The following is a 516-nucleotide window of genomic DNA, read 5'->3' as shown; positions in this document are numbered from 1 at the left end:
AAGACATCAATAATGTGATTACCAGTTTAGAAAAACTTGCCCATAGAGACTCGTTTGATCCGAGCACTGTATCAAGCACCGTTAAGGTTTACGGCCTTCTTCCTCAGATTAATACCTTAATGCCTAAGGTTATCGCTAAGATTCGGCAAGAGGCTCCAAACCTTAAGGTCAGTTTGGACTCAGCACCAAAACGTCATTTTGATGCGTTGGTGGCTGGAGATGTTCATTTCGCACTTTCCTCTCATCAACCGCCAAGCTCTGAGCAAAATATCTATCGAATGGTTGTTGCTAAGCGCACTTTCCGTTTGCTTATGAACCGCTATCATCCACTGGCCGATTTAGAGCTAACTCCAGAGCGTTTGGCCGAATTTGACTTTGGACAAGTCTCTTTGCAGGGTGAGAAGCGATTGTCGTTTGAGCATAAATACCAAGAGCTAGGGCTAGCGAACAAAAAAAAGCGTTTATCAGCACCAGTTCAACTGAATAACTTTAGTTCTGCTCCAAGTATCGCTGCGG

At 44.2% G+C, this 516-nt stretch carries 1 protein-coding gene; it reads left to right on the top strand.

Annotated features, from left to right (window positions below):
* Positions 1-516, top strand: a 516-nt coding sequence (locus R7Z47_RS26870; RefSeq protein WP_318131028.1) for a LysR substrate-binding domain-containing protein, incomplete at both ends; no start/stop codon positions are given.

Origin of the sequence: Vibrio sp. 1641 (genome assembly GCF_033339995.1) — a bacterium.
Classification (GTDB): domain Bacteria; phylum Pseudomonadota; class Gammaproteobacteria; order Enterobacterales; family Vibrionaceae; genus Vibrio; species Vibrio alginolyticus.
Note: the sequence above shows the minus strand (reverse complement) of the source record. Positions and strands in the feature narration are given on the sequence as shown.